The 25,801-nt window shown below is 76.9% G+C and carries 23 protein-coding genes; 11 read left to right on the plus strand and 12 right to left on the minus strand.

Annotated elements, in window-relative coordinates:
* Position 1 precedes the first annotated feature (1 nt).
* Positions 2 to 973 carry a phosphoribosylaminoimidazolesuccinocarboxamide synthase gene (locus ACFU9A_RS04795; protein WP_430574119.1) on the plus strand — a complete coding sequence of 324 codons (972 nt, stop codon included), beginning with the start codon at positions 2 to 4 and terminating at the stop codon, positions 971 to 973.
* 16 nt (positions 974 to 989) lie between these two features.
* Here the strand turns inward: ACFU9A_RS04795 and ACFU9A_RS04800 are convergent, their stop codons facing one another.
* The gene (locus ACFU9A_RS04800; RefSeq protein ID WP_430574120.1) at positions 990 to 1,865 is read right to left on the minus strand and encodes a septum formation family protein; all 876 of its coding nucleotides are present in this window, start codon (positions 1,863 to 1,865) and stop codon (positions 990 to 992) included.
* Between the two features lie 222 nt (positions 1,866 to 2,087).
* On the opposite strand from ACFU9A_RS04800, the gene purS reads away from it, so the two are divergent.
* Genes purS through ACFU9A_RS04815 form a run of 3 tightly spaced genes read left to right on the plus strand, consistent with a single transcriptional unit; the run spans position 2,088 to position 3,588 of the window.
* Complete coding sequence (gene purS, locus ACFU9A_RS04805; protein WP_430574121.1) at positions 2,088 to 2,351, plus strand: phosphoribosylformylglycinamidine synthase subunit PurS; 264 nt, start codon at positions 2,088 to 2,090, stop codon at positions 2,349 to 2,351.
* Entirely contained in the window at positions 2,351 to 3,070 is a 720-nt protein-coding gene (gene purQ, locus ACFU9A_RS04810) for a phosphoribosylformylglycinamidine synthase subunit PurQ (RefSeq protein WP_430574122.1), read from the plus strand. The genes purS and purQ overlap by 1 nt, the downstream gene beginning before the upstream one ends.
* Positions 3,067 to 3,588, plus strand: a complete 522-nt coding sequence (locus ACFU9A_RS04815; protein WP_430574123.1) for a GNAT family N-acetyltransferase — start codon at positions 3,067 to 3,069, stop codon at positions 3,586 to 3,588. Before purQ ends, ACFU9A_RS04815 begins: the two co-directional genes overlap by 4 nt.
* A gap of 24 nt (positions 3,589 to 3,612) precedes the next feature.
* On the opposite strand, the gene ACFU9A_RS04820 is transcribed toward ACFU9A_RS04815, so the two are convergent.
* The 3 genes from ACFU9A_RS04820 to ACFU9A_RS04830 all read right to left on the minus strand — a co-directional run bounded on the left by ACFU9A_RS04820 (position 3,613) and on the right by ACFU9A_RS04830 (position 5,818).
* Positions 3,613 to 3,999, minus strand: a complete 387-nt coding sequence (locus tag ACFU9A_RS04820; protein WP_430574124.1) for a VOC family protein — start codon at positions 3,997 to 3,999, stop codon at positions 3,613 to 3,615.
* A gap of 71 nt (positions 4,000 to 4,070) precedes the next feature.
* Complete coding sequence (locus tag ACFU9A_RS04825; RefSeq protein WP_430574125.1) at positions 4,071 to 4,982, minus strand: LLM class flavin-dependent oxidoreductase; 912 nt, start codon at positions 4,980 to 4,982, stop codon at positions 4,071 to 4,073.
* 62 nt (positions 4,983 to 5,044) lie between these two features.
* Positions 5,045 to 5,818 carry an MBL fold metallo-hydrolase gene (locus ACFU9A_RS04830; protein ID WP_430574126.1) on the minus strand — a complete coding sequence of 258 codons (774 nt, stop codon included), beginning with the start codon at positions 5,816 to 5,818 and terminating at the stop codon, positions 5,045 to 5,047.
* A 118-nt stretch (positions 5,819 to 5,936) separates the two neighbouring features.
* On the opposite strand from ACFU9A_RS04830, the gene ACFU9A_RS04835 reads away from it, so the two are divergent.
* Positions 5,937 to 6,740 carry a DNA polymerase beta superfamily protein gene (locus tag ACFU9A_RS04835; protein WP_430574127.1) on the plus strand — a complete coding sequence of 268 codons (804 nt, stop codon included), beginning with the start codon at positions 5,937 to 5,939 and terminating at the stop codon, positions 6,738 to 6,740.
* A gap of 8 nt (positions 6,741 to 6,748) precedes the next feature.
* Here ACFU9A_RS04835 and ACFU9A_RS04840 read toward each other — a convergent pair whose 3' ends face one another.
* The 5 genes from ACFU9A_RS04840 to ACFU9A_RS04860 all read right to left on the minus strand — a co-directional run bounded on the left by ACFU9A_RS04840 (position 6,749) and on the right by ACFU9A_RS04860 (position 17,572).
* Positions 6,749 to 7,822: an LLM class flavin-dependent oxidoreductase gene (locus ACFU9A_RS04840; RefSeq protein ID WP_430574128.1), complete on the minus strand. Its 1,074-nt coding sequence runs from the start codon at positions 7,820 to 7,822 to the stop codon at positions 6,749 to 6,751.
* A 121-nt stretch (positions 7,823 to 7,943) separates the two neighbouring features.
* Positions 7,944 to 9,920 carry an exodeoxyribonuclease V subunit alpha gene (gene recD, locus ACFU9A_RS04845; protein WP_430574129.1) on the minus strand — a complete coding sequence of 659 codons (1,977 nt, stop codon included), beginning with the start codon at positions 9,918 to 9,920 and terminating at the stop codon, positions 7,944 to 7,946.
* Positions 9,917 to 13,441, minus strand: a complete 3,525-nt coding sequence (locus ACFU9A_RS04850; protein WP_430574130.1) for a UvrD-helicase domain-containing protein — start codon at positions 13,439 to 13,441, stop codon at positions 9,917 to 9,919. The genes recD and ACFU9A_RS04850 overlap by 4 nt, the downstream gene beginning before the upstream one ends.
* Positions 13,438 to 16,863 (minus strand): exodeoxyribonuclease V subunit gamma, encoded by a 3,426-nt coding sequence (gene recC / locus ACFU9A_RS04855; protein WP_430574131.1) that lies wholly within the window; start codon positions 16,861 to 16,863, stop codon positions 13,438 to 13,440. Before recC ends, ACFU9A_RS04850 begins: the two co-directional genes overlap by 4 nt.
* Positions 16,864 to 17,047: 184 nt before the next feature.
* Positions 17,048 to 17,572, minus strand: a complete 525-nt coding sequence (locus tag ACFU9A_RS04860) for a DUF1992 domain-containing protein (protein WP_430574132.1) — start codon at positions 17,570 to 17,572, stop codon at positions 17,048 to 17,050.
* Between the two features lie 73 nt (positions 17,573 to 17,645).
* On the opposite strand from ACFU9A_RS04860, the gene ACFU9A_RS04865 reads away from it, so the two are divergent.
* From ACFU9A_RS04865 to ACFU9A_RS04885, 5 genes are all read left to right on the plus strand, one after another.
* A complete protein-coding gene (locus tag ACFU9A_RS04865; RefSeq protein ID WP_430574133.1) occupies positions 17,646 to 18,245 on the plus strand; it encodes a TetR/AcrR family transcriptional regulator in 600 nt (199 codons plus the stop codon).
* Positions 18,246 to 18,384: 139 nt separating this feature from the next.
* Entirely contained in the window at positions 18,385 to 19,098 is a 714-nt protein-coding gene (locus ACFU9A_RS04870; protein ID WP_430574134.1) for an ABC transporter ATP-binding protein, read from the plus strand.
* Positions 19,098 to 20,024: a hypothetical protein gene (locus ACFU9A_RS04875; protein ID WP_430574135.1), complete on the plus strand. Its 927-nt coding sequence runs from the start codon at positions 19,098 to 19,100 to the stop codon at positions 20,022 to 20,024. The genes ACFU9A_RS04870 and ACFU9A_RS04875 overlap by 1 nt, the downstream gene beginning before the upstream one ends.
* A gap of 134 nt (positions 20,025 to 20,158) precedes the next feature.
* Positions 20,159 to 21,484 carry a sensor histidine kinase gene (locus ACFU9A_RS04880; protein ID WP_430574136.1) on the plus strand — a complete coding sequence of 442 codons (1,326 nt, stop codon included), beginning with the start codon at positions 20,159 to 20,161 and terminating at the stop codon, positions 21,482 to 21,484.
* Positions 21,481 to 22,140 carry a response regulator gene (locus ACFU9A_RS04885; RefSeq protein WP_430574137.1) on the plus strand — a complete coding sequence of 220 codons (660 nt, stop codon included), beginning with the start codon at positions 21,481 to 21,483 and terminating at the stop codon, positions 22,138 to 22,140. Before ACFU9A_RS04880 ends, ACFU9A_RS04885 begins: the two co-directional genes overlap by 4 nt.
* A gap of 9 nt (positions 22,141 to 22,149) precedes the next feature.
* Here ACFU9A_RS04885 and ACFU9A_RS04890 read toward each other — a convergent pair whose 3' ends face one another.
* From ACFU9A_RS04890 to ACFU9A_RS04900, 3 genes are all read right to left on the minus strand, one after another.
* Positions 22,150 to 22,548 carry a hypothetical protein gene (locus ACFU9A_RS04890; protein WP_430574138.1) on the minus strand — a complete coding sequence of 133 codons (399 nt, stop codon included), beginning with the start codon at positions 22,546 to 22,548 and terminating at the stop codon, positions 22,150 to 22,152.
* Positions 22,549 to 22,650: 102 nt separating this feature from the next.
* Positions 22,651 to 24,633 (minus strand): DUF5107 domain-containing protein, encoded by a 1,983-nt coding sequence (locus ACFU9A_RS04895; RefSeq protein WP_430574139.1) that lies wholly within the window; start codon positions 24,631 to 24,633, stop codon positions 22,651 to 22,653.
* 73 nt (positions 24,634 to 24,706) lie between these two features.
* Positions 24,707 to 25,294: a TetR/AcrR family transcriptional regulator gene (locus ACFU9A_RS04900; RefSeq protein WP_430574140.1), complete on the minus strand. Its 588-nt coding sequence runs from the start codon at positions 25,292 to 25,294 to the stop codon at positions 24,707 to 24,709.
* Positions 25,295 to 25,400: 106 nt separating this feature from the next.
* Here ACFU9A_RS04900 and ACFU9A_RS04905 point away from each other — a divergent pair, with 106 nt between their 5' ends.
* The gene (locus tag ACFU9A_RS04905) at positions 25,401 to 25,787 is read left to right on the plus strand and encodes a DUF1304 domain-containing protein (protein ID WP_430574141.1); all 387 of its coding nucleotides are present in this window, start codon (positions 25,401 to 25,403) and stop codon (positions 25,785 to 25,787) included.
* The last annotated feature ends 14 nt before the right edge of the window (positions 25,788 to 25,801 follow it).

The following is a 25,801-nucleotide window of genomic DNA, read 5'->3' on the forward strand; positions in this document are numbered from 1 at the left end:
CGTGACCGACACGCGCGATGCCGACCAGAACGACGCCTTCGCGGGCGGACCGCTCGACCTGCCGGGGTGGCGGCACGTCTACTCCGGCAAGGTGCGCGACCTGTACGAGCCGGACCTGCCGGCCCTGGGCGGCGTGCACCCGCTGGGCGACGTCGTCCTCGTCGTCGCGTCGGACCGCGTGTCCGCCTACGACCACGCGCTGTCCCCGGGCATCCCCGACAAGGGCGTGGTGCTCACCCAGCTCAGCCTGTGGTGGTTCGACCAGCTCGCCGACCTCGTGCCGAACCACGTGGTGTCCACCGAGGCGAGCGCGGAGCCGGGCGACGGCCTGGTGCCCGACGTCGTCGCGGGGCGCGCGATGATCTGCCGCCGCCTGGAGATGTTCCCCGTCGAGTGCGTGGCCCGCGGCTACCTCACCGGCTCCGGGCTGGCCGAGTACCGGGAGTCCGGCGAGGTCACGGGCCTCCCGCTGCCGGCAGGCCTGGTGGACGGGTCGAGGCTGCCCGAGCCGATCTTCACCCCCGCCACCAAGGCGGAGGAGGGCGAGCACGACGAGAACGTGACGTTCGAGGAGGTCGCGCGCCGGGTCGGCGAGGACGCGGCCGCGCGGCTGCGGGAGCTCACGATCGCGGTCTACTCCCGGGCCGAGGAGATCGCCCGGGACCGCGGCGTCATCCTCGCGGACACCAAGCTGGAGTTCGGCGTGGACCCGACGACCGGGGCCACGGTGCTCGGCGACGAGGTCCTCACGCCCGACTCGTCGCGGTTCTGGCCGGCGGACGAGTGGGAGCCGGGCCACGCCCAGCCCAGCTTCGACAAGCAGTTCGTGCGCGACTGGCTGACGTCGCCGGCGTCCGGCTGGGACCGCGCCGCGGACACCACGCCGCCCGCGCTGCCGGCCGAGGTCGTCGAGCGGACGCGCGACCGCTACCTCGAGGCGTACGAGCGGCTGACGGGGGCGCCCCTGCGCTGAGGCGCCCCCGGAGCCGCTAGAGGCCGGAGCCCGCGACGCTCGCGTCGAGCTTCGACCCGTCGCCCGCCTCGGCGACGCAGAGGAGCTGGCGGTCGCCGAGCGTCCACGACACCTCGTCCGGGCCGATGTAGTACGCGGTCAGCGACGTGTCGGCGGGGTCCGAGCCCACGTACGACTCGAAGGCCGGCACGCACGTGTCCGTGAACGCCTGCTCGACGCCGGACTCGCCGGGGAAGTCGCCGCCGGGGAGCTGGGACACCGAGAACACCTCGGCCGCGTGCGGCGCGGCGCAGTCGGCGGGGGTGATGTCGCCGATCGTGGCGGAGCTGCCGGGGTAGTCGAAGCACTCGCCCACCTCGTAGTCGAGCCCCGCGCCCTCCTGGAAGCTCTCCTGGTAGCTGTCCCGGAACGCGTCCTGGAAGTCGTCGTTGTTGACGACGAACGCGGCGAGGCCGATGACCACGATCCAGCCGACGGTGCTCAGCGCGCCCAGCACGATGCCCGCGATGGCCAGGCCGCGGCCCGACCGCGCCGGGTCCTTGGTCCGCACGACGCCGGCGATGCCGAGGCCGAGCGGGATGAGGGCCATGCCGAGGATGCCGGTGACCAGCGCCGCGATCGACACGCCGTCGGTCTTGCGCGGCGGGGCGTAGCCGTACGGGGGCTGCCCGCCGTACGGCGTCGCCGGGGCGGACGGGTCGTACGGGGCCTGCGCCCCGGGCTGGGCGTAGGGCGCCTGGGAGTACGGCGACTGGGAGTACGGGGCCTGCGCGCCGGGCTCCGCGTAGGGCTGCGGCGCGCCCTCCGGTGCGGGGGCGGACGAGCCCGCGTCGGGGGTCGAGTACGGGTCGGGGGCGCTGCCGCCGGAGGGCGGCGGAGTGGGTGCGGACATGCTTCCTCGGGATCGTTGCGGGAGTCGGGACTCGCGGGGTCGGCGGCGCCGGCGTCCGGCAGCGTTCCGCGGCGTCCCGAGGCTAGCGTGCCGACGGTAGACTCGTCGCGGAATCCCGCCGTCGTGCTCCCGCTCTCACGCGCGTCCCCCCGCGGCGCCGCTCGTGCCGGGCTCCCGGAGCGGCGGCCATCTGACTACCCGGTCACGATCCAAGGAGCACCCGTGGGACGCGTCGTCGTCGAGGTCATGCCGAAGCCCGAGATCCTGGACCCCCAGGGCAAGGCCGTCGTCGGGGCGCTGCCCCGTCTCGGATTCACCCAGTTCAGCGGGGTGCGTCAGGGCAAGCGGTTCGAGCTCGAGGTCGACGGCGAGGTGACCCCCGAGGTCCTCGCCGCCGCGCAGCAGGCCGCCGAGACGCTGCTGTCGAACCCCGTCATCGAGGACGTCGTGCGCGTCGCCGACGCCTCCGCCGAGGTCGTCGCCTGATGACCGCGCCCGCCCTCGACGCCGCGCGCATCGGCGTCATCACGTTCCCGGGCACGCTCGACGACCGCGACGCCTCCCGGGCGGTGCGGCTCGCGGGCGGCGAGCCGGTCTCCCTGTGGCACGCGGACGGCGACCTGCACGGCGTGGACGCCGTCGTCCTGCCCGGCGGGTTCTCCTACGGCGACTACCTGCGCGCCGGCGCCATCTCGCGCTTCGCGCCCGCGATGGACGCCGTCGTGGACGCCGCCAAGGGCGGCATGCCCGTGCTCGGCATCTGCAACGGCTTCCAGGTGCTGACCGAGGCGCACCTGCTGCCCGGCTCGATGGTCAAGAACGACCACCTGCACTTCGTGTGCCGCGAGCAGGTGCTGACCGTCGAGAACACGGCGACGGCCTGGACCAACCGCTACGAGCGCGGCCAGCAGATCACCATCCCGCTGAAGAACCAGGACGGGCAGTTCGTCGCCGACGAGCACACCCTCGACGAGCTCGAGGGCGAGGGCCGCGTCGTGTTCCGCTACCAGGGCTGGAACCCGAACGGCTCGCGCCGCGACATCGCGGGCATCACCAACGCGCGCGGCAACGTGGTCGGCCTCATGCCGCACCCCGAGCACGCCGTCGAGGCCGGTTTCGGACCGGACGGCGAGGACGGCCCGCGCAGCGGCACGGACGGGCTCGGCTTCTTCACGTCGGTGCTCGCCGCCCTCGTCCGGGCATGACCGCGACCGCCACGCTGCCGGCGGCCCGCCCCGACGACCTGACCGTCGAGGTCGTCGAGTGGGACGACCCGGCCGCCGCGGGCCTGCGGGCCGCGCAGGAGGCCGAGATGTCCGTCCGCTACGGCGGCGTCGACCCCGCGCCCGCCATCGACCCGCGGTCGATCGTCGTCACCCTGGTCGCCCGGGTGGGGGAGCGCGCGGTCGGCACGGCGGCCGTGCGGGACGTGTCCGGCACGGACGACCGTCGCGGCCAGGGCGCCATGCACCCCGCCGCCACCGGCGAGGTCAAGCGGGTGTTCGTGGACGCCGACGCCCGCGGGCACGGCATCGCGCGCCGGCTCATGGCCGAGCTGGAGCGCGCCGCCCGCCAGGTCGGCTTCCGCCGCTTCGTGCTCGAGACCGGTACCGCCCAGCCCGAGGCGATGTGCCTGTACGAGGCGATCGGGTACGAGCCGATCGACTCGTTCGGCGACCACGTGGGCTCCGAGCAGCAGCGCTGCTACGGCAAGCGGCTCTGACCGTCGCGGCCGGCCGCCGCGGGCTCAGCCCGCGGCGCCGGCGGACCACGCCGGCAGCTGCTGCAGCGTCCAGGAGTTCCCGTCCGGGTCGGCGAACGTGACGAACCGGCCCCACGGCTGGTCGTCCACGCCCTGCGCCTCGACGCCCACGCCCCGCAGGTGCTCCAGGGCCGCGTCGGCGTCCGGCACCACCACCTGGATCGCGTCGAGCTGACCGGGCGCCAGCCCGCCGCCGAGGCCCTCGCCGAAGGCGATGGAGCACGCCGAGCCGGGCGGCGTCATCTGCACGAACCGCAGGTCCTCGTTGACGCGCTGGTCGTGGTCCGCGTGGAAGCCCACGCGCTCGTAGAACTCCTTGGCGCGGTCCACGTCGCTCACGGGCACGTGGATGAGCTCGATCTTCCAGTCCATGACTGCTCCTTCGTCGGTGTTCCGTCGGGCGGTGCTCCGTCGCGGGTGGTCGGTCGTGGCGCGGGGCGTGGTCAGGCGTGCTCGAGCAGCGGGCGCACCTCGCGGCCCAGCAGCTCGACGAGGCCGGCGAGGTCCGGCTCGTCCGCCGTGGGCTGCACGGCGACCGCGGACGCCCCGGCCGCCGCGAGCCGGAGCACGGCGTCGGCGATGGCGCGGGCGTCGCCGGCGGCCCCGATGCCGCGGCCGGGTTCCGCGCCCCACAGGGGCAGCTCGGCGTCCAGGCGCTCCTGGGCCTTGTCGCCGGTGGCGGCGATGAGCGTCGCGTACACCTCGGGCACGGGCCGGCCCACCGGGCTCGCCGCGGCCGTGGCGGCCTCGGCGGCGGCGCGCACGTCGTCGGGGGTGAGCGCGTTGGCGAGGATCACGCCGTCGCCCAGCTCGCCCGCGAGGGCCAGCGAGCGCGGCCCGACGCCGCCCAGCACGAGCGGGACCCGCGGCGCGGGCCAGTCCAGGCGCACGCGGTCGAGGTGCACGTAGCGGCCCGACGTCGTGACCTCCTCGCCGGCGAGCAGCAGGCGCAGCGCCTCGGTGTGCTCGCGCAGCAGCGTCAGCGGCGAGTCCACCCGGACGCCGGCCTGCCCCATCCACGCCTGCACCCCGTGCCCGACGGCGGGGACGAACCGGCCGGGGAACATGCGCGCGAGCGTGGCGACCTCCATCGCGGTGACCGCGGTGCTGCGCAGCGGCGCCGGCATGAGGCCGATCCCGACCCGCACGTGCTCCGTCCACCCGAGCGCGGCCGCCGCGGACGCGACGCCGCTCTGCTTGAAGCAGTCCTCCCACACCCACAGGTCGTCCAGGCCGGCGCCCTCCACGGCCGTGGCGAGGCCGCGCAGCGACTCGGGCGCCATCGTGGGGACGAAGGCGACGCCGAGCCGGACGGCGGGGCGGGCTTCCGGGCGGGGGGCGGGGGTGACCGTCATCCCGCCATCGTGCCGTGGGCCGCCGACACGCGCCCCCGGGCCCCCTCCGGGGTGTGCCGGGGTCAGGCGGGCGCGTCGGCCAGGTACGCCAGCTGCGCCACCACCGACTGCCGCGCCGCGCGCCGCACGGACGGGTCCACGTCGGCGTAGACCTGCGCGACGACGGCGTCCGCGAGGTCGTCGTCGGTGCTCGGGTCGCGGCCCAGCCCCGCCAGGGCGGCCCGGACCTGGTCCAGGCGCTCCAGGCGGTGGGCGCGGTAGGCGCGCACGGCCTCGCCCAGGTCGTCGAGGGCGGGGCCGTGGCCGGGCAGGCCCACCCGGCCGTCGCCCGCGCGCTCCAGGACGTCGAGGCTGGCGAGGTAGTCGCGCAGGGAGCCGTCCGGCTCCGCGATCACGGTGGTGCCGCGGCCCAGCACGGTGTCGCCGGTGAGCACGACCGGCACGTCGTCGGGTCCCGTCACGACGAACGACACCGAGTCCGCGGTGTGTCCGGGGGTGGCGACGACGTCCAGGCGCAGCCCCGCGGCGTCGATCCGCTCGCCGCCGCGCAGGGGCTCGCCGCCGTGGCAGTGCGCCGGGTCGGCCGCGCGGACCGGCGCGCCGGTGAGCTCGTGCAGCCGCGCCGACCCGGCCGTGTGGTCCGCGTGCCGGTGCGTCACCAGCACCACCTCCACGGGTCCGGCGCCGGCGAGCGTGGCCAGGTGCCCCTCGACGTCCGGGCCCGGGTCCACCACCACGCACGACGCCGAGCCCGGCGCCCGCAGCACGTACGAGCGCGTGCCGTCCAGCGTCATCGGGCCGGGGTTGTCCGCGCGGACGACCGTCACGTCGGTCATGGGGTTCGCCTCTCGTGCGACGTCGGGTCTGACCTGCCGGACCACGGTAGTCGAGGCCCTCGGCGGCCCGGCGCGGAAAAGGCGGGACGTCGGGGCGGACCGCGCCTACGGTGGCCCGATGCGTGCCGTCCCCGCCTCCCTGGACCGCGCCGTCGTCGCGGCGATCGACGCTCGCCTCGACGGCGTCGCGGCGACCGACCAGGTCCGCATCCCCTGGGCGATCGAGTCCGGGAGCCGCGCGTGGGGCTTCCCGTCCCCGGACAGCGACTACGACTGCCGGTTCCTCTACCTGCGGTCTCCCGAGGGGTACCTGTCGCTCTGGCCGGCGCGGGACGTGATCGAGACGCCGCTCGACGCCGTCCTCGACGTGAACGGATGGGACCTCGCCAAGGCCGTGCGCCTGCTGGTCAAGGGGAACGTCACCGCGATCGAGTGGCTGCGCTCGCCGATCGTCTACCGCGGCGACGCCGGGTTCCAGGACCGGCTGCTGGCCCTCGCCGGCGAGGTCGTGGACCGTGGCGCGGTGGGCCGGCACTACCTCCACGTGGCCCGGCAGCAGCGGCTGGGCGGGGGCTCGCTCAAGCGGTTCCTCTACGCCCTGCGCCCGGCCGTCGCCCTGCGCTGGCTGGCGGACCACCCCGGGGCCCGCACCCCGCCGATGGACCTGCCGACCCTCGTCGCGGAGAGCTCGCTCCCGGCCGGCGTGCGCTCCGCCGTCGCCGACGTCGTCGCGCTCAAGGCCGTGACCCGCGAGCTCGGGGTCGCGACGCCGCCCGCCGTGCTGGAGCGGTTCGTGGACGCCGAGATCGACCGCGCCGGTGCCTTCGACGAGATGGCCCCGGCGGTCGACCTCGTCGAGGCGCGCGCCCGCGCGGACGAGGTGTTCCGCGCCGAGGTCGCGTCGGCGCCTGCGGTCGTCTGACGCGGGCGTCAGGCGGAGAGGGCCTCGGCGAGCAGCTCGAGGGTCCGGACGCGGCCGGGGGTCGCGTCCAGGGGCTCCGACTCGTAGGTGCCGGCGACGGGCACGACCATGACCTCGTCCACGCCGTGCCGCGTGGCCAGGTCGCGGAGCTGGGCCGCGGCCTGGTGCGGCTCGCCGACCACCCAGCGGGCGCGCATGTCGGCGATGATCTGCTCCGCCATCGGGTCGAGCGGCTCGGCGGCGGCCTGCTCGACGGTCTCCGCGCGGCCCATCGGCTTGCCGGTACGCAGGCGTGCCATCGACCGCAGCTGGGGCAGCGCCCGCTCGTGGGCCTCGACGGCGGTGGGCGCGACGACGACGTTCACCGTGAGGAACGTCTGCGGCTCCGGGTGGGCGGCGCTGGGCCGGTAGTTGTCGCGGTACAGGGCGAGCACCTGGTCGACGCCCGCGCCCGAGAAGTGGTTCGCGAAGACGTACGGCAGCCCCAGCTCCGCGGCCAGACGGGCGGAGTAGTCGCTGGAGCCGAGCAGCCACACCGTCGGCGTGCCGTCGGCGGCGGGCGTGGCGTGGACGTCGTAGATGTTTCCGTCGCCGAGGCGCAGCGCGGCGCCGTCGGGGCTCATCAGGGCGAGGATGTCGCGCACGTGCTGCGGGAACCGTTCGACGTCCGAGGTCGGGCCCGACTGCCGCAGCAGCGCCGTGACCACGGGGTCCGAGCCGGGCGCCCGCCCGATGCCGAGGTCGACGCGGCCCGGCGCGAGCGCCTCGAGGGCGGCGAACTGCTCGGCCACGACGAGGGGCGCGTGGTTGGGCAGCATGACGCCGCCGGAGCCGACGCGGATGCGCTCCGTGACGGCGGCCGCCGCCGCGATCATCACGGGCGGCGTCGACGCGGCCACGGCGGGCATGTTGTGGTGCTCGGCGAACCAGTACCGCTCGAACCCCAGCTCGTCCGCCCGCCGCACCAGCGCGAGGGAGGCGGCCAGCGCCTGGGGGCTGGACTGGCCGGTGCGGACCGGGACGAGGTCCAGCACGGACAGCCGGGGGGAGGTGGGCGCGGGGGTCGAGGCGTCGGCGTTCATCGCCTGGGACAACCCTCGCGGGCCGGGCTCCTATTCCGTGACTATCGACGGCGCGAGCGTGATCTCGGGCGCACCCCGCCCGCGCGAGGGCCCCCAGACCACCCTCACGGCGGCGGGCGCGTCAGGGGAGGGGGTCGCGGAGACCGCTCGCGCGGCGGACGGGGTGCGCGACGGCGGCCCGCACGGCCTCCGCGGTGCCCACGACGCGCACGAACTCCTGCGCGCGCGTGACCGCCGTGTACAGCAGCTCGCGGGTGAGCAGGGGCGAGGTGGGCGGGGGCAGCACGAGGGACACGCGGCGGAACTGGCTGCCCTGCGCCCGGTGCACCGTCATGGCGTGCACGGTCTCGACCGGCGGCAGCCGGTGGGTGCGCAGGCGCAGCGGGTCCCGCGGGTCGCCGAAGGCGGCGACGACGCCGTCCCCCTCGGCCACGAGCACCCCGGTGTCGCCGTTGTACAGGCCCACGTCGGCGTCGTTGGTCGTGACCAGCAGCGGCCGGCCCACGACCCACGGCGTCCCCGGGGCGGCGGGCAGCGCGCCGTCGGCGGTCGCGTCCTCGACCCACGCCTCCACCTGCGCCGCCCAGCGGGCGACGCCGACCGGCCCGCGGCGGTGCGCGACCATCACGCGGTGCGCGGACAGCGCGTCCAGGGCGCCCGCCGCGTCCCCGGCGCGCGCCGCGGCGACCAGCCGCCGCCCGGCGTCGACCGCGTCGTGGTGCAGACCTGCCACGGCGTGCTCGTCGAGGCGCTCCGTGTCGGCCTCGACCAGCTCGACACCGCCGTCGCCCGCGCGCAGGACGTCGAGCACGGCGTCGGCGTCGCCGTCGCGGATCGCCGCGGCCAGCGGCAGGATCGCGGAGTCGGAGCCCTGGCGGTGCACGGTGACCAGTCGCACGACGCCGTTGGCGAGGGAGCGGCGGTCGTCGTCCGCACCGCACGTGGGCTCGCCCGGCTCGCCCGGCTCGGCCGGCGTGGCGGTGGTGAGGTGCTCGGCCAGCGTGCCGACCACCGGCGGGCGGGCGACGAGGTCGCCCAGCACGGCTCCGGCCTCGACGGACGCGAGCTGGTCGGGGTCCCCGACGAGGACGAGCCGGGCGTCCGGGCGCAGCGCCTCGAGCAGCCGCGCCATGAGCGACAGCGGCACCATCGACGTCTCGTCCACCACGACGACGTCGTGCGGCAGGTGGTGCCCCGCGTGGTGGCGGAAGCGGGTGGCGCTGCGATACCCGAGCAGCCGGTGGACGGTGGTCGCGTCGGGGCGCCCGGTCCGCTCGCGGTCCTCCGACGGGAGGGCGCCCACCACCTCGCGCACCGCCTCCTGCAGCCGCGCGGCCGCCTTGCCGGTCGGCGCGGCGAGCGCGACCCGCAGGGGAGGTCCTCCGGTCGGATCCTCGCCGGCGACGTCCTGCAGCACGGCGAGCAGCCGCGCGACCGTGGTGGTCTTGCCGGTGCCGGGCCCGCCCGTGAGCACGGTGAGGCGGCGGCCTGCGGCGTGCGCGGCGGCGAGGCGCTGGCGGACGTCGCCCGCGGCGGGGAACAGGCGGGCGAGCGCCCCCTCGAGCCGGTCGGCGCCGGCGGGGACCAGGGGTGCCGCCTGCAGGCGGGCGTCGACCAGGCGCCGCACGGTGAGCTCGTCGCGCCAGTAGCGGTCGAGGTACAGGCGGCCGCCGACCCAGCGGGCGGGGCGGTCCACGGGCTCGCCGGCGCCGACGGCCACGGCGGGGCTCGCCTCGATCGCGCGCACCCACGCGCCGTGCTCCGGCCAGGGCGGGGGAGCGGCGGCGGGGCTGTCGGCGAGCGCGTCGCCCCGGTCGGCGTCCTCGGGCAGCGCGAGCGCCGCCAGCTCGTCGGGGTCGTCCAGCCGCACGCACACGGACCCGCCGCGCAGGGCGCGGACGGCGAGGGCGACGGCGAGCAGCACCGTGGCGTCCTCCTCGCCGGTGAGCCGGCCGAGCCGGGTCGCGACGTGCACGTCCGTGGCCGCCACCAGCCCGGCGGCGTTGAACTCCCGCAGCAGGCCGGGGGCCGCGGCGGCGACGCGGACGTCGCCGGCGGACTCGGCCGGGCCGCCGGGCAGCGTGGCGGTGTCGGTCATGCGTCGCCTCCGTCGAGCAGCGCGGACAGGGCGGGCACCAGCCCGCGCGGCGGCACCCAGGACACGACGCCGTGGGGCGCGCCGTCGGGCCCGGTGGGCGTGCCCGGCCCGCACATGCCGCGCACGAACAGGTAGAGCCCGCCGCCGAGGTGCACCTCCGGGTCGTAGCCGGGCAGCCGCCAGGCCAGGTAGCGGTGCAGCGCCACGAGGTACAGCACGAGCTGCAGCGGGTAGTGGGCGTGCAGCATGGCGTCGACCGTGGCCTCGGGGCGGTAGTCGTACGCCGTCAGCGGGGTGTCGGGGACGCCCAGGCGGTTGGTCTTGTAGTCGACGACGAGGAACCGCGGGGCGCCGTCGTCGCCCGGGACGCGCAGCACCATGTCGATGGACCCCGTGAGGTAGCCGCGGAGCGGGCGCGCGCCCGGGTCCGCCTCCGCGAGCTCCGCCAGCGCGGCGGGGTAGGCGGCGAACGCGTCGTCGTCGCCGAGGTAACGGCCGAGCAGGGCAGCGATGTCGGTCAGGCCGGCGCCCTCCGACGTCGTCCCCTGCGAGGGGGCGTCACCGTCACCGCCGGCGAGCGGCAGCTCGAACTCGAGCTCGGCGAGCCGGTCGCGCGGGGTGACCTCTGCGAGGGTGCGGCCGGCCGCGAGCGGCCCGAGCGGCGTGCGTGCGACGACGCCCAGGGCGGCGGCGAGCTCCGCCGGGTCGGTGCCGGGCACCCGGGAGGTCGCGGCGGCGGCGCAGCGGGCGAGCAGCTCGGCGTCGAGGTCGGGTGCGGCGGTGTCCGCGTACTCGAGGACCTCGTGCACGAGCGTGCCGAACCCCGTCCCGGCGGGGAGCCCGGACATCGGCGAGGGCAGGTCCGCGCCCGGTGCGTCGACGGCACCCGGGGTGGAGGGGCCGCCCGGCCGGACGGCCGTGGGGGCGGCGTCGGCCGGCTCGTCCTGCACCCCGCCGCCCTCCGGCTCGGACTCCACCCCGCCGGACGCGGGCCCGGCGGCCGCCGTGGGGGCGAGCCCGCCCGGTCGCCCGGTGTGGGCCGCCGCGGTGAGCGCGGAGTACGACGCGCGCCGCCACGTCTGGTCGGGTAGGCGGTCGAGGTGGGCGACGTCGAGGGAGGGCTCGTGCTCCGCGGGCGGGCGCCAGCGCGCGGTCGACGGCTCGGCGGGCACCTCCTCGGCCGAGACGGTGCCGCCGGAACGGCCGGCCAGCGCACCGAAAGCGGCGCGCACCGCGTCGTCGCGCATCGCCTGCTGGGAGGCGTGCGGCGCGGGCTCGCCGCCGAGCGTGCGCTCACCCAGCACGACGCGCGTCAGCCCGCCCTTGGAGGTGTTGGCCTTCGACGGAGCCCAGTGCGCGACGACCTGGTGCCGGGCCCGCGTCAGGGCCACGTACAGCAGGCGCAGGTCCTCGCCGCCCTCCTCGCGGCGGTGCCGCTCCAGGGCCGCGTCGTACCCGAACGAGCCGGGGCCGCCCACGTGCAGGATGCGGCGCCCGTCACCGGCGTGGAAGCGCAGCACCTCGGGCTGGCGCGGCTCGAACCGGTCCCACGCGAACGGCACGTAGACGACGCCGAACTCGAGCCCCTTGCTCGCGTGCACGGTGACGACCTGCACCGCCGCGGCGTCCGTCTCCAGGCGGCGGCTGCGCTCCTCGTCGTAGTCCTGCGCGGCCTCGCGGATGCGGCGACGCAGCCACGCGGTCAGCGCCGACGCGCCCAGCCCCTCGGTCACGGCGGCGACGTGCAGCACCTCGCCCACGTGCCGCAGGTCGGTGAGGTGGCGCTCGCCGGTGCTGGTGCGCATCAGCCGCTCCGCCAGGCCCTCGCGCGTCACCGCCTCCTGCAGCGCCGCGACCCCGCGCGCCCACAGCAGCCGCGACCAGCGGCGCACCGTGTCGGCGAGCGCGTCGTGCGCCGCGTCGTCGGCCGTCGCCAGTCGTTCCGCGTCCCAGCCGACGAACGGCGTGAGCGCGAGCGCGGCCGCCCGGCCGTGCGCGCCCGGCTGCTCCAGCGCGGCGAGGAGCGTCAGCCAGTCGCGCGCGGACGGGGTGGCGAAGACGCTCGACAGCCCGGAGACGACGGCCGGCACCCCGCGCTTCATGAGCTCGGACCGGACCGTCTCGGCCTGGACGTTGGTGCGCGTCAGCACCGCGACGTCGCGCGGTTCGAGCGGGCGCCAGGTGGCGCCCTCGTCGCCGGTCCCGTCGTCGGCGCCGTCGAGCAGCCGGTCGCGCCCGAGCCGGGCGGCGATGTCCGCCGCGACGTCGCGCGCCACGAGCTGGCGCGGCGGGCCGACGGGCGGCGTCTCGCCGGGGGACATCTGCAGCGCGGCGCGCGTCACCTGCCGCAGTCGCAGGGGCGCGCCGCCGTCGAACCGCGAGCCGCGGTGCGCGGCCTCCACCGGCCGCACGACGATCCGCTCGTCGCCCAGCGCCGCCCCGCCCAGCACCGTGTCCAGGGCGCGCAGCAGCGGCTCGTCGCTGCGCCAGCTGGTGCCGAGCGTGGCGACGGCCGTCGCGTCGCGCTGCGCGTCGAGGTACGCCACGACGTCGGCGCCGCGGAAGGCGTAGATCGCCTGCTTGGGGTCGCCGATGAGCACGAGGGTGCGGTGGCCGTGGAACGCGGTGCGCAGGATCTCCCACTGCACGGGGTCGGTGTCCTGGAACTCGTCGACCATCACCACGCGGTAGCGCGCCCGCACGCGGGCCGCCGCCGTCGGCCCGTGCACGGGGTCGACGAGGGCGTCGCGCAGCATGACGAGCAGGTCGTCGTAGTCCAGGAGGTGCTGCGCACGCTTGCGCCGCAGGGTCTCGGTGCGGGTCTCCAGGGCGACCGCCTGGCGCAGCGCGCCCTGGGTCGACGGCGCGCCGCCGGCCGGCTCCGCCGGCTCGACCACGGCCTGGTGGTCGCTGACGGCGGCGCGGCCCAGGTCGGCGGCCATGGGCGGGGTGAGCGCCGGGTGCGCCTCGTCCGCGAAGCGGCGCACGTACAGGTCGTCGGACACCTCGCGCACCAGGTCGGCGACGTCCGCGACGAACGTGGCCGCCGGGTCGACGTCCGCGGCGATGCCGAGCGAGGTGAGCATCTGCTGGCAGAAGCCGTGCGTCGTGGTGATCGTCGCGGCGTCCAGCTGGGACAGCGCGGCCGTGAGCCGGGACCGGCGGCGGTCCAGCTCGGTGGCGTCGACGTCGGCCAGGAGCGCCACCACCGGGTCCGGGTGCGACGCCGGGTCCGGGCCGCGCAGCGCGCGCTCGGCGCTCACCAGGCGCTCGCGCACGCGGTCGCGCAGCTCGGACGTGGCGGCGCGGCCGAACGTCACGAGCATGAGCTCGCGCAGCTCGGCGCGGCCCTCGGCCACGAACCGCGTCGCGAGCGCCGCGATGGTGAACGTCTTGCCGGTGCCGGCGCTCGCCTCCAGCACGGTGGTGCCGTCCGGCAGCGGGCCGCAGACGTCGAAGACCGGGCGGTCGGGCGTGCCCGCCAGCCCGTCGACCGCGTCGGTGCCGATCCCCGCCGTCATGAGGTGCCCTTCTGCTCGTGCGCCAGCAACGGGTCCCACACCCGCCGGGCGAGCGCGCCCAGCCGGGACGGCTCGTCGGGGAACCGTCGCCGGTCGTCGTCGTCCGGGGTGCCGGCGATCGCGTCGAACGACGCGCCGTCCCCCCAGACCATGAGGTGGTACGGATCGGTCTTCTCGAAGCCGCCGGTCCAGGTGTAGCGGGCCTCGCTGGTCGCCTGGCCGGGGTCGCCGGTGCCGCCGGCGCGGGTGGTGGCGTAGGCGTGCGCCGCGTCGGGCGGCAGGGGCAGCGGCGCCCGGGCCGCCTCGGCCCGCAGCGCCACGAGGTCGTCGAGGAGGCGTGCGGCGTCGGACGTGTCCGGGGCCTGGATCAGGCTCCACGCGGCCTTGGCGCCGCGGCCGGGGGCCCGTCCGACGGTGCCCGCGTGCCACCGCTCGCCCTCGGGGAGGCCGCCGTCGCCGTCGGACGCGGCGAGCGCGAGGGTCTGCACCCAGGCGCGCAACCGGTGCTTCGGCCCCAGCTTGGAGTACTCGGCGCGCACCACCCGGCCGCCGTGCACGCCCGGGACCGTGCCGGTGACGAGCACCCCGGAGGGCAGGGCGGTGGCGACGTCGACGGCGCGTGCGGCCTGGTCGGCGCGCACCTGCCGGGCCATGACCTCCACGGGCTGCACGCGCGCGACGACGTCGCGCAGGGACGTGCGTCCGAGCTCGCGAGGCGGCGCCTGGCCGCGCCGCCACTCCGCCTGGAAGGCCCGGCCGGGGTCGGTGCCGCCGAGCACGGCGGTGAGGACGCGGTCGCCGGCGCCCCACGCGGCCAGGGGCGGCATGGCCAGGGGCAGTCGGTCGTCCACCTCGTCCTCGTCCTGCGCGATCCGCACGTCGAGCGTGGTCCGCAGGAACCAGCGCACGGGGTGCTCGAGCATCGCGACCAGGTCGTCGAGGTCGACCTCGGAGGGTGCGGTGGCGTCGAGCGCGAGCGGCTCGGGCACGAGGAGGCCCGGCTCGACGCGCTCCCCGCGCCCGGCGGCCGCGCCGCGGAACGCGGCCTGGTCGAAGCTGAACGGCCCGGGGGTGCCGAGCGCGCCGGCCTCGAAGTTGCGCTCGCCCACCACCTGCAAGGGGTGCCGCACGACGACCTGCCGCCGGGCCGGCCCGCCGTCCGCGGTGGCACCGACCCGGTCGATCGCGTCGAGCAGCTCGGCGACGGGCACGGCGGGCGGCCGGTCGGCGCCGGTGCGCTCGTCGGCGCCGGAGTGCAGCACCACCAGGTGCTCGCGCGCGGCGGTGAGGGCGTCGAGGAAGATCTGCCGGTCCTCGCTGCGCCGGTCACGCTCGCCGAGGCACGCGCCGCGGGCGAGCAGGTCGTCGCCGTCGGGCGTGGCCGAGCGGGGGAACGCGCCGTCCTCCATGCCGAGCAGGCACACCACCCGGTGCGGGACGGCCCGCATCGGCTCCAGCGAGCAGACGGTGAGCGCGCCGGTGCGGAAGCCGGCGCGGGTGGGGCGGCCGGCGAGCCGGTCGGCGAGCAGAGCGCGCACGTCCTCGAGCCGCAGCCCGCCGCCCGAGGTCGCGGCGGGGCGCCCGGCCCCGGCCGCCCGCACGTCGCCGAGCACCCGGCGTGCCTGCACGGACTGCCAGGCGTCGTCCGGGGCGGGGTCGGTGAGCAGGGTGACGGCCCGGTCGAGCGTGTCGAGCCAGTGCTCCAGCGGGTGGGTGCCGTCGAGGTCGGCGAGCAGCCCGGTCAGCCGTGCCACCAGCTCCGCGAACCGGCCCGCGACGTCCACGTCGGTGGAGCCGACGTCGTCCAGCGGCAGCGCCGGGCCCACGAAGCGCGAGTCCTCCTCGGCCATCGCCACGCCCAGCAGCACCCGGTCCAGGGCGGCGTCCCAGGTCCCCTGGCGCACGCGCGGGTCGATGCCGAAGCGGGCCCGCCGCGTGCCGTCCTCGCCCCAGCGCACGCCCACCTCGACGGCCCAGGTGCGCCAGCGGTCGAGGTCGTCGTCGGACAGCCGGAAGCGGCGCCGCACGGGCTCCGTGGTGGCGAGGTCGAGGACCTCGGAGGCGGTGACGCGCCCGTCGGCCAGGCGCAGGAGCGTGGCGAGCACGCCGAGCACGGGGTTGACGACGCCCGGCCCGCGGTCGGCCAGGCTGACGCGCAGCCGCTGCCCCGGGTGCACCTGCGTGACGCCGTCGGGCGCCGCGCCGAACGTCGCCGTGACCAGCGGCGCGAACGACTCCACGTCGGGGCACATGACGATGACGTCGCGCGGCTCCAGCGTCGGGTCGGCGGCGAACAGCCCGGTGAGCACCTCGCGCAGCACCTCCACCTGGCGCGCGCGCCCGTGGCAGGCGTGCACCTGGACGCTGCGGTCCGCGGGGTCGACGGCGTGGGGCGCGGCATCGGGGTCGTCCGCGCGCAGCGCCCCCTGGAGCGCGCCGAGCAGCGTGGCGGGCGGGAGCGGCGCGGCGTGATGCGTGACGTGGAGCTCGGGGGTCTCGTCGCCGGGGGCGTCGAGCGTGCCCGACAGCCGCAGCTGCAGCTCGACGGAGTCGCGCGCGGTGGACGCGAGCAGCGCGTGCCGGGCAGCCGGCGGCACGTCGTCGCGACGCGGGCCGGTGACCGCGCCCCCGGCAGCGAGCTCCCCGACCGCGTCCCACAGCGCGGGGGAGGGGTGCGGCAGCCAGAGGTGCACGTCGCGGTGCAGGGCGAGCGCACGCAGCACGCGGCGCTGGTCCTCGGGCAGGCGGGTGGGGCCGAAGACGGAGATCCGGGCGGGGAGGTCGACGGCGCCCGGGTCCGCGCGCAGCGCGGCGACGGCCTCGGCGAGCACCTCCGCCGGGCCGGGCGCGTCCACACGCTCGCGCACGCGGCGCCACAACCGGGGCTGCCAGGCGAGGTCGTCGGGGACGGGCGCGCCCGCGCCGTCGTCGTCCGCGCCGTCGAGCCAGCGCGCGAGCAGGTCCGGGCGCTGCTGGGCGTACGCGGAGAACAGGTCGGCCACCCGCTGCGCCAGGGCGAGCCGGCGCGAGCGTCGGACGCCGTCACCGTCCTCCCCGACGTACCGGGCGAGCGGGGCCGCCCACGCCTCGTCCAGCGACGCGTCGACCGTCTCCAGCACGGGCCACACGAGGCGCGAGCGGCGCCACGGGTCGTCGTCGTGCTCGACGCCCGTCACCGCCGTCACGGCGGACGCCACCAGGCGCGACGGGGACGAGAAGTCCACGTTGGCGCACACCCCCGCGCCCGACGGGCCGTCCACCCCGAGCCGGTGCGAGAGCCGCTGCGCCAGCCACCGCTCGATGCCGCGCGTGGGCACGGCGACGACGTCGGGCGTGAACGGGTCGTCCGGCGGCGCGGCGAGCACGTCGGCGAGGGGAGAGACCAGCGCGTCGGAGCGCTCGGACCGGTGGACGTGCAGCACGTCGGCCAGGTTACGGGCCTGCGCCGACACGGGCAGTCGGTCATCCACAGGTATCGCGACGGACCAGATCTTCGTCTTCAGGGTCGAGGATGCCGAGGCCTCCTCCTGGCGCTCGGAGCTCGGCGTGGTCGCCCCCGACGGGGCCGCGGCCGCGCGGCGGCTCCCCTGACCGCCTCGGCGCCGGTCAGCGGCGTCGCCGACGGACGCGTCGACGGCGGCGACCGTCGTCGTCCGGCGCCTCGGTCTGACGCCGCTCGCGCGCCTGCGCGGCCCGCGCCGCACGACGCTCGGCCCATGCGGCGACCGTCGCGTCGACGTCGCGCGGCATGGTGACCAGCGGCGGCCCGGCCGGGGGCTGGTAGCGACCACGCAGGACCCGCTCGTTGAACTCCTCGACCTCCTGGCGCGCGTCGTCCTCGCTCCACAGCTCGTCGAGGCGCCCGTCCAGCGCGGCGTCGTCCTTGCGGAGCTGGATGGAGGGCGGCAGCACGACGAGCTTCTCGCGCCGCATGAAGGCCTTCAGCCACCAGTCCGGGTCGTGCAGGTCCCGCAGGTCGAGCGGCTTGCCGCTGCCGGGCAGGTCGTCGAACTCGCCGCGTTCGATCGCCTTCCGGACGTGCATCTCGGCGAGCAGCGCGATCGCCACCTCGTCGTCGATGGCGACCGCGTACGGGTTGAAGAACGGGGCCGGCGGGTGCTCGTCGCTCATCGTGTCTCCCGTCCCGTCTTGTTCCAAGTCAACTGTATTGTATCGAGCGCACGACACCCGGGGGAGGAGCAGGATGCCGAAGCAGGTGGACCACCAGGAACGGCGCGAGGCGATCGCCCACGCGCTGTGGCGCGTCGTCGACCAGCACGGCTGGTCCAGGGCCACCCTCCGCGAGGTCGCCCGCGAGGCGGGCGTCTCGCTGGGGCAGCTGCAGCACTACTTCGCGTCCCGCACGGCGATGCTGACCTTCGCGATGGAGTCCGCCGCCGAGCGCACCGCCGACCGGGTCGCGCGGGGGCTGGCCGCGCTCGACCAGCCCCCGCACCCGCGGGACGTGCTGCGCCTGGTGCTCGTCGAGATGCTGCCCCTGCACCCCGACGCGCGGGCGTCGAGCCGCATGAGCGCCGCGTACGTCCTGGAGGCCCTGCACGACCCGGCGCTGCGCCGGCAGGCGGGCCTCGGGCTCCGCGACGGCAGGGCCATGGTCGAGCGCCTCGTCCGCGATGCGGTCGCGCAGGGCCAGATCGCCCCGGACCGGGACCCGGGCATCGAGACCGATCTGGTCCTGGCGCTGACCGGGTTCTCCCCGCTGCTCGAGCTCGGCGTCGTCGAGCCCCGGGCCGCGCTGGCGGCGATCGACCAGCACCTCGACCGCCTCTTCGCGGGGGCCTGACCCGCACCACCCCCCCCGAAAGGCGCAACGCAGGTTCCGCCCTCCGCCCCAAGACCCGCCCACCCGGTCCCGGGGAGGCTCGGGGTACCGGCACAGGGCTCCGGACGACCGGGGCGCCGGGACGACGAGGGAGGGACGGATGACCACCATCCGGATCGAGGGGCTGCACAAGTCCTATCGCGGCTTCGAGGCCGTGCACGACGTGAGCTTCACGGCACAGCCGGGCCGAGTGCTGGGCCTGCTGGGCCCCAACGGCGCGGGCAAGAGCACGACGCTGCAGGTGCTGCTGGGCCTGGCACGGGCGAGCTCGGGCACGGCGACGTTCGACGGCCGCCGGTACGCCGAGCTGGAGCACCCGGCGCAGGAGGTCGGCGCGCTGCTCGACGCGGGCGGCCTGCACCCCGGACGCACGGGCCGCAACCACCTGCGGGTCCTGGCCACGGCGTCGCGGCTGCCCCCGGGCCGGGTCGACGAGGTGCTCGCCGCCGTCGGCATGACGCCGGCCGCCGACCGCCGCGTGCGCACCTACTCCCTGGGGATGCGGCAGCGCCTCGGCATCGCCGCCGCGCTGCTCGGCCGGCCCCGCGTGCTCGTCCTCGACGAGCCCGCCAACGGCCTCGACCCAGCCGGCATGCGCTGGCTGCGCGAGCTGCTGCGCGCGTTCGCCGAGGACGGCGGCACCGTGCTGCTGGCCAGCCACGTGCTCGGCGAGGTCGCGCAGGTCGCCGACGACCTGGTCGTCGTCGGCCAGGGCCGCGTCGTCGCCGCCGGGCCGCTGGCCGAGCTCGTCACCGACCGGAGCCTCGAGGACGTGTACCTCGACCTCACCGCCGCCACCGAAGGAGTGCGCTGATGTCCCTCGCCGTGTTCAGGGCCGAGCTGCTCAAGCTCCGCACCACCCGGACCCCGTGGGTCGTCGCGGCCGTCGCGGTCGCGGGCATGGTGCTCACCCAGGTCCTCACGCTCGTGCTGCCGCGCACCCTGCGCACCCTGGAGGCGCTGAGCGGGTCGGACGCGGGGTTCCACGTCGGGGCCCAGATGTCCCCGGCGGACACGAGCGAGCTCCTGTCCGGGCTCGCCTCCGCCACCGACCTCGGCACCGCCGCCGCCCAGCGCGGCCTGCTCGACCTCCTGGGCAACGGGCCGGCCGGGTCCGGCTCGAGCGGCGTCACCGCGCTGTGCCTGCTGCTGCTCGGGGCGCTCGCGGCCACGGCCGACTTCCGCACCGGCGGCATCGTGCCGACGGCCCTCGCGGTTCCGGACCGGCTGCGGGTCCTCGCCGGCAAGGCGGGCGCGACGGCGGTGGCGGCGCTCGCCATCGGCGTGGCGCTGGCGCTGGTGACGGCGGTCGGCCTGGTGCTGGCCGTCGCGACGACGCCGGGCGCGAGCCTGGCGATCGGCCCGGTGGAGGCGCTCGGCGTGTGGGCCCGCGGCCTGGCAGTCCTCGTCCTGCTCTCGTGGCTGGGGCTCGCCGTCGGTACCCTCGTGCGGGGGCAGGTCGCGGCGGTCGTCGTGGTCGTGGCGCTGGCCCTCGTGGAACCGATGGTGCAGGCCGCCGCGCTCGTCCTCACGGGCGGCGCGACGACGGCGACGTCGTGGCTGCCGATCACCCTCGGCTCCCTCGCGTCGGCGGGGCAGGGCGCGGCCCAGCTGTTCGGCGCGACCACCGACGCCGGGGCGGGCGTCGGGGTCGCGGCGGCGCTGGCGGGGCTGCTCGCCTGGGCGGCCGTGCTGCTGGTCACCGCCGGAGCGGTGTTCCGACGCCGTGACCTGGCGTGACGCATCACACCGCCTGACCTGGCGTGACCTGCACGGACACCTCCCCGCCCGGCGCACGGACGTCGTACCGTGTGCCGGGCGGCACGCGCCCCGCGACCGCACCCGACCGACCCCACGACACCGACGGAGGACCCGTGCTCGACGCGCTGCGACGGCGGCTCGACGCCCTGGGCGTCCGGACGGCCACGGGCCGGGACGCGCTGCTCGGAGGCGTCGTCGCGGTGCTGTCCGTCGCGCTGTTCCTCGCCGTGCTGCGGGTCGTGTCGTCGGGCCTCGGGGAGACGTTCGGGGCGTCCGCGTCGGTCGGCGCGATGAGCACCGGCGCGACGGTGGCGACGTGCGTCGTCCTGGTCGGGCAGTCGATGGCGCTGACGCTGCGCCGCCGGTGGCCCGTGCTCTGCCTGGCGCTGACGCTGCTGGGCCAGCTCGTGCTGGTGCCGCTGCTGCCGCCGTTCGTGAGCTTCCAGGGGCCCGCGGCCCTGGTGGCGGCCTATTCGGCGGGTGTCTACGCCCCGCGCCGCCCGGCCCTGGGCGCGGCGGCGGGCACCGCCGTCGCGCAGGTGCTGCTCGGGTTCGTGCTCGGCGGCCCCGCGACGGCCGCCGAGCTGGGCGTCCCCGTGGGCACGCAGCTGTGGGGCGGCCTCGTGTCCGCGCTGGTCACGTACGTGGGCGCCGCCCTCGTCGGGGCGTACGTCGGCACGCGGCGGGAGCTGCTGGCGGAGCTGCGGGCGCGCGTGGCGCAGGCCGAGCGCGAGCGCGAGGCGCTCGCGGCGCAGGCGGTCCTCGCCGAGCGCGGCCGCATGGCCCGCGAGCTGCACGACGTCGCGGCGCACCACCTGTCGGGCATCGTCGTGCAGGCCGCCGCCGCGGAACGGCTCGTCGACGGCGACCCGGAACGGGCGCGGGAGTCGCTGCGCTGGATCCGCGCGCAGGGCCGCGAGACGCTCGAGAACCTGCGCCTCGTCGTCGGCATCCTGCGCGACACCGGGGACCGTGGCGAGGACGCGCCGTCGGCCCCGCAGCCCACGCTGGCCGACGTGCCCTCCCTGCTCGACCTCGCCCGCAGCACGGGCACGCGCGTCCAGGAGACGCGCCGCGGCGAGCCCTTCGAGCTGCCGCCGACGGCGCAGCTCACCGTGTACCGGGTGCTGCAGGAGTCGCTCGCCAACGCCCGCCGCCACGCGCCGGGCAGCGCCGTCGACGTCGAGACGGCCTACGACGAGGACGCGATGGAGCTCACCGTGCGCAACGGCCGCGGCGACCCCTCGTCGGCGGCGACGCAGGTCGACGACGAGGTCCCCGGGCACGGCGTCATCGGCATGACGGAGCGCGCGGAGCTCGTGGGCGGCCGGCTCTCGGCGCGGCGTACCTCCGGGGGCGGCTGGCAGGTGCGGCTCACCGTGCCGCGCCCGGAGGGCGCGACGACGGGGGCCCCTCGGGCCGGTCAGGGTGCCCGGTGACGCGCGTCGTGCTGGTCGACGACCAGGCCGTGGTGCGCGCCGGGTTCACCGTCATCCTCGAGAGCGAGGGCCTGGAGGTGGTGGGCGAGGCGTCGAACGGCGCGGACGCCGTGCGCGTGGCCCGCCGCGAGCGGCCGGACGTCGTGTGCATGGACGTCCGGATGCCCGGCGGCGACGGCATCACCGCGACCCGCGAGCTCGCGGGCCCGGGCGTCGCCGACCCCGTGCCGGTGCTCGTGGTCAGCACCTTCGACCTCGACGACTACGTGTTCGGCGCCCTCGAGGCCGGCGCGTCCGGCTTCCTCCTCAAGGACGCCGAGCCCGACGTGCTCGTCGACGCCGTGCGCCGCGTCGCGGCCGGGGACGGCCTCGTGGACCAGACGCTCACCCGCCGCGTCATCGACGAGTTCGCGCGCCGCCGCGGCCCCGTCGCGCCGGACGAGGCGGCCGCGGGCCTGCTCACCGGGCGCGAGCGGGAGATCGTCGCGCTGCTGTGCCGCGGGTCGTCCAACGCGGAGATCGCGGCGGCCCTGTTCCTGGAGCCCAGCACCGTGAAGTCGCACCTGAGCCGGATCATGACCAAGACGGGAGCCCGCGACCGCGTGCAGCTCGTCGTGTGGGCGTACGACTCCGGCCTCGTCGTGCCGGGGGCGTGACGTCCCGGGTCAGCCGTTCCCGGCGTCCGTGATGCGCCACCCGTCGGCGTCGCGGGTGAGGAAGTAGGTCCACCAGTACCCGCCCTCGGGGATCGAGCCGTCGTCGGCGAAGAAACGCCAGTCGACGTCGAACCCCGCGTTCACGGCGCCCGTGCCGACGGTCTCGAGATCGGTGATCTCCAGGCTCGCGGCGTCGTGGCACATGGTCTCGGTGGTCGTCGCGAACGGGAGAGCCGTGAGCTCCTGCGCGGTGGCGCAGTCGTGCGCGTCCACGGCGGTCAGGTAGGCCCGCACGACGTCCTCGGCGGTGGCCTCGGGCGGCGGCACCGCGACGTCCGCGGTCCGGGGCAGCGGGAAGACCTGCGCCATGCCCGTCACGACCACCGCGGCGACGACGGCGAGCGTCACCCATCAGCCCGCGCGCGGCCGTCGGCGCGGTGGGGTCCGGACCGTCTCCGTCGACATGACCGGAACATAGCGCCGCGGCCGACCTCAGGACACTCAGGACACTCAGGACACCGCGGCACGCCCCTCCGACGACCCGTGCATCGAGAAGTCGAGCCGCTCGGGCAGGGGCGCGCCGCCGGCCGCGCGCTCCCAGAGCGCGGCGACGAGCGACTCGCCCTCGCGCAGGTTGGCGGGGACGACGTCGCCGGTCTCGAGGACGTGGCGGGCGGAGGCGCGGTCGTCCAGTCCGAGCAGCGCCTCGACCTCCGCGAGCCTGAACCGGGCGCGCTCGGACGCGGTGGCCTGCGCGGGCGGCTCCGCCGACGCGGCGCTCGCGAGCTGGAGCGCGCGGTCGTGCCGCCCGGAGTCGAGCAGGCGGCGCAGGGCTTCCAGCACGAGGGCGGGACGCTCGACGGAGCCCGGGCCGGCGAGGGCGAGGGCGGCGTCGAGCTCCCGGACCGCGGCGTCGGTGTCGCCCCGCCGCAGCGCGACGTGCGCGAGGGCGCGGTGCGCGGCGGCGCTCGGCGCGGCGTCCAGCGACGCGCGCAGGTGGCGTCCGGCCGTGTCCGGGTCCCCGTCGACGAGCTCGAGGACACCCAGGTGGTAGAGCGCGAACGCGTCGCCGTCGTGGGCTGCGTCCGCCAGCAGGTCGGCCCAGTGACCGCCCCGCACGTGCGCGCGGGCGTCGACGTCGGCCGGGGCGGTGCCGTCGGTCACGAGGCCCTGCCAGGGGCGGTGCGGGCCGTCGGCGACGTCGGGGAACGGCGTCGCCGTCTCGTCGACCCAGCCCGCGGGGCCGCGGAGCAGCGCCTCCACGTGCCCCCAGCCGGAGCCGACGGCGACGGTCTCGCCGGGCGCCTGGCGGGCGACCCGCGCCAGCTCGGCGTCGAGCGCCGCGAGGTCCGCGGCGGGCACGCGGGCCGACGCCGCGGCGCCGGCCCGGGCGAGCCCGTCCTCGGGGCCGGTGGTCGCCGGCACCGGGCCCAGGTCGACCCGCCCGAGCACCTCGGTCCAGGACCACTCCTCGCGCGCGCCCAGCTCGAGGTACTCGAACTGGGTGGTGGCGAGGCCCGCCTGGATCTCGGCGTACCGGCCGCCCTCGGGGGAGAGCCATTCCTGCCAGTGCCGCGACCCGCGGCCGGAGCCCCAGCAGAACAGCTTGCAGGCCGACAGCCGCGGGGTGCTGGCGTGCAGCAGCCCGGTACCCGCCGGGTCCACGGCCAGCGCCCACGGCACGTCGACGCCCCGGCAGTCGACGAAGTAGTCCGCCGCGTCGGCGTGACGGCCCGGCCGGGTGATGTCCACGTCGCCGCGCCACGGCGCCGTGATCCCCGTGAGCCCGGTGGTGTAGTCGGAGAGGTACACGTCGCGCGCCGCCGCGAAGACACGCGTGTCGTCCTCCTCGGGCACCGCGATGTTGGTCCACCAGTACATCGGCACCGGCACGTCGCCGGGGTTGGTCACGCGCACGTGCACCGCCAGCATCGTCGCGTCGTGGCCCAGGTGGACGTCGATCTGCACGACGGCGCCGCGCACCCGCTCGTACTCCCACATCCGCAGGCCGGGCGCGCCGTCCGGACCGGCCACCACGGCCGCGTGCAGCGGGGAGCACGTCGTGGGGGAGTGCCCGCGCGTGCCGACGTTGAACTCGACCCCGCCGGCGAACCACGCGTCGCGCAGGGCCAGGTTCGCGGGCTGCAGCACCCGGTTCGCGTACACGAGGTCGGCGCCGGTGGGGACGTCGACGAGCGACCAGATCCGGCCCCCGAGCCCCGGCACGACCGTCGCCCGCAGATGCGCGTTCTCCAGCACGACGACGTCGAGGCGGCCGGGCGTGCGGTCGCGGCCGTAGTCCGACTGCGGGTGGTACGGGAACACCCACGGCGGGGCCGCCGCCTCCACCCGGTCGGCGATGTCGGCGGGGACCGTGGTGCGGTCCGGGGGCTGGTGGGGCACCTTCTCCGGCTCGAGCGGGGGGAACGGGCCCTCCGCGCCGACCGCCGCCACCGGCAGCTCCATCGTCTCGTGCCGCAGGGTCGTGCTCATCGGCGTCCTCCCGGGATGCTGCGGCCCCGCGTCGCCGTCGAGCGCGTCCGCCGCGGCACGAGCATGCCACGGGTCAGCGGCGCGCGTCCTCGAGCAGCGCGACGGCGGTGTCCAGGCAGTGCAGGGCGCTGGGCGGGTCGACCCGCACGAGGGTGAACGCGCTGATCACGAGGGCCGTGCACACGTCGGCCAGCCGCCCGGCCTCGCTCGCCGAGGCGTCGGGGAGGGCGGCCGCGACCCCGCGGGCGAGGGCGTCGTGCAGCTCGGCGCGGTAGTCGGCGACGGTCTGGCGGACGGCGTCGTCGCGGGCGATCGGCGAGCTCGACGTGTTGACGAGCAGGCAGCCCGAGGTGCCCTGGACCTCGTCGGCGCGGGCGAGCGCCGCGCGCAGGCCCGTGAGGTAGGTGACGAGCGCCCCCGGGGCCACGTCGTCGGCGACGAGCGGGCCGAGGCGGGGCCGCACGATCTCGTCGAGGTAGCTCTGCACGGCGGCGTCGAAGAGCCCGCGCTTGGAGCCGAAGGCGTGGTAGATGCTCGACCGGTTCAGGCCGGTGGCCCGCTCGAGGGCGGGGACGGACGCCTCCGCGTAGCCCTCGCGCCAGAAGACCTCGCGGGCGGCGCGGACCACGTGCCCGGTCTCGAACCCCTGCGCCCTGCCCATCGTGCCTCCCGGTTTGTGGAACGGTCGGTCCAACTCTATGTTGTGAACCGTACGTTCCATAAACGACCGGGCGCCGAGGCGCCGGCAGGCATGCAGGGAGCAACCGATGGTCGCCACGGGACTGGTCCTGGCGGGAGTCGCCGCCGCGCTCCACGTCTACATCTTCTGGCTCGAGTCGCTCGCGTGGACCACGCCCCGGGCGCGGGCCACCTTCGGCACCACCGAGCAGGAGGCCGTCGCGACCCGCGAGCTGGCCTTCAACCAGGGCTTCTACAACCTGTTCCTCGCCGTCGTGACCGCGATCGGCGTCGTGCTCGTCGCCGCCGGGACCACGGGGGCCGGCGCGGCCCTCGTCCTCGCCGGCACGGGGAGCATGCTCGCCGCGGCCCTCGTCCTGTTCCTGTCCTCGCCCGGCAAGCGCGGCGCGGCCGTCAAGCAGGGCGCCGTGCCGCTGCTCGCCGTCGTCGTCCTCGTCGTCGGCCTCGCGCTCTGACCGGCGCGCAGCCC

The organism is Isoptericola sp. NPDC057653, assembly GCF_042799955.1.
Taxonomy (GTDB): Bacteria; Actinomycetota; Actinomycetes; order Actinomycetales; family Cellulomonadaceae; genus Isoptericola.